General features: G+C 62.4%; 3 protein-coding genes. All 3 read right to left on the bottom strand.

Annotation, left to right across the window (positions count from 1 at the left end; genetic code table 11):
• Positions 1 to 309, bottom strand: a 309-nt coding sequence (locus ABYW26_RS14075) for an acyl-CoA dehydrogenase family protein (protein WP_372605545.1), incomplete at its 3' end; no start/stop codon positions are given.
• Positions 306 to 1,430, bottom strand: a complete 1,125-nt coding sequence (locus ABYW26_RS14070) for an acyl-CoA dehydrogenase family protein (protein ID WP_142494375.1) — start codon at positions 1,428 to 1,430, stop codon at positions 306 to 308. The genes ABYW26_RS14075 and ABYW26_RS14070, both read right to left, overlap by 4 nt.
• Positions 1,417 to 1,866, bottom strand: coding sequence for a MaoC family dehydratase (locus tag ABYW26_RS14065; protein WP_136340184.1), 450 nt, complete (start codon positions 1,864 to 1,866; stop codon positions 1,417 to 1,419). The genes ABYW26_RS14070 and ABYW26_RS14065 overlap by 14 nt, the downstream gene beginning before the upstream one ends.
• Positions 1,867 to 1,880 lie beyond the last annotated feature (14 nt).

Raw genomic sequence — 1,880 nt, 5'->3', positions numbered from 1 at the left:
GGTGCCGAATTTGATGATCAGCGGCCCGACCATCTGCACGCCCATGTCGCGGCCGCGATTGACGCCCCAGCGCTGCTGCTCTTCGTAAAAGATCAGCAACTTGGCGGCGTTCAGCCCCATACCGCCGAATTCAGCGGGCCAGGCTGGCGCGACCCAGCCCTTGGCGTGAAGCTTGCGGTGCCAATGTTCGATCTCGGCGAACTTCGGTCGGTGCGGCAGGTGACGCAGCTCCTCGGGATATTCCGCCTCGAAGAACTGGCGCACTTCTTTGCGGAACTCTGCATCGGTCATAGCGTTCCAGTCGGTCATTGTGCTGCCCCCTCTGCTTCGCGTGCCTCGAACCATATCCGCCTGTGATAGGCATCGTCGCCCAACCAGGCCGACAGCACCAGCGCCCGGTTCAGGTAGAGCCCGATATCGAACTCATCCGTGTACCCGACGGCCCCGTGCAGCTGGATGGCGTCGCGGGTGATTTTCTTGGCGGCCGTGACGGCGCGCGCTTTGGCGCGGCTGGCAATCGGGGCCCGAACCTTCGGATCGGTTTCGCTGTCCATCTGCGCAAGCGCCTCCCGCACTCCGGCCTGCGCGACCTCGCACATCACGTTGAGGTCGACGGCACGGTGCTGGATGACCTGGAATGATCCGATCGGCTTGTCGAACTGCTCCCGCGTCTTGATGTAGTCGAGCGTGATCTCGAAGGCGCGCTCGCTCAGGCCGACAAGCTCGGCCGCGGCAAGCGCCGTTGCATCGGCGACAGCCTCGGCCAGTGCAGTGAGAACCGCACCGCTGCTGGCCAATTCCGCGGCCGGAGTTCCCGAAAACGAAAGCTCGCCCAGAGAGCTGCCATCCGCCTGCGTCCGCTTGTCGATGACAAGCCCCTGCGCGTCTGCCTCAGCCAGAACCAGAACCGGACCATCATCCTGTTCGGCCACGACAAGGAACCCGTGCGAACCGATCGCACCGACGACCCAGGCCTTGCCACCGGTCAGCTTTCCGTCCGCGTATCGGCAGGTCGCATCGGCAGGCGCCCCGTCGGGGCCGCGTTCCTGCCAGGCAACCGCCAATGAAATTTCGCCGCCGATGAGCTGTGCCATCTTCGGATGATCCGGACAAAGGCGGCGCAGAAGGCCGAGGCTCAGACCGATCGTCGACACGACCGGTTCCGGGGCAATCACACGGCCGACTTCCTCGGCGATGACACCCCCGGCGGCTAGGCCCATGCCAAGCCCGCCCTGATCTTCGGGCACCGCCACGCCGAAAACACCGGCCTCGGCCAGTTCCCGGACCATCTCCGGATCGAAACCGCCCCCGGCATCACGGAGTTGTCGGGCTCTGTCACTTCCGCCCGCCCGTTCAAACAACGTGCGCACGCTCTCGCGCAACAGGCGAAGGTCTTCTTGTTCGCTGGAAAGGATATCAGTTTGTGTCATTTTGTTTTCGCTGGATCATCACGGGGGTGTCGGTCGAAAAAACGACCTCGCCCTCGGGGTTTCTGGCGCTGAGCGTATAGTGCAAAACACCTCTGTCGGGCTTGCTTTTTGACGGTGTGACCGAGTTGACCGTCAGTTCGACATCAAGGGGTTCGTTCGGGTGCACAGGCCGCAGCCAGCGCAAATTGTCAAAGCCCATGCCGCCGATATTGGCAACATCGACCATCATCTCGGTCATGACCGGCTTGAACACCTCAAGCATGGTCTGAAAGCCCGAGGCGATCAGGCTGCCATGTATGGCGGTTGCATAGTCTTCATCGGTGTGCAGCCGCTGCGGATCCCATTCCTTGGCAAAGGCCTTTATTGAATCCGCGCTCATCGGAGCGCTGCGAAAGCGATAGACTTGGCCCGGCGAGAAGTCTTCCAGATACCTCAAGAGGCACCCTCCTT

This window comes from Actibacterium sp. (assembly GCF_041584535.1).
Lineage (GTDB): Bacteria > Pseudomonadota > Alphaproteobacteria > Rhodobacterales > Rhodobacteraceae > Actibacterium_D.
The sequence above is the reverse complement of the archived record's forward strand: the minus strand, read 5'-3'. Positions and strand labels throughout refer to the sequence as shown.

What these genes read in the sequence shown, in the direction of transcription:
- ABYW26_RS14070 (WP_142494375.1), bottom strand. Translation starts at nt 1,430, where the DNA reads ATGACACAAACTGATATCCTTTCCAGCGAACAAGAAGACCTTCGCCTG.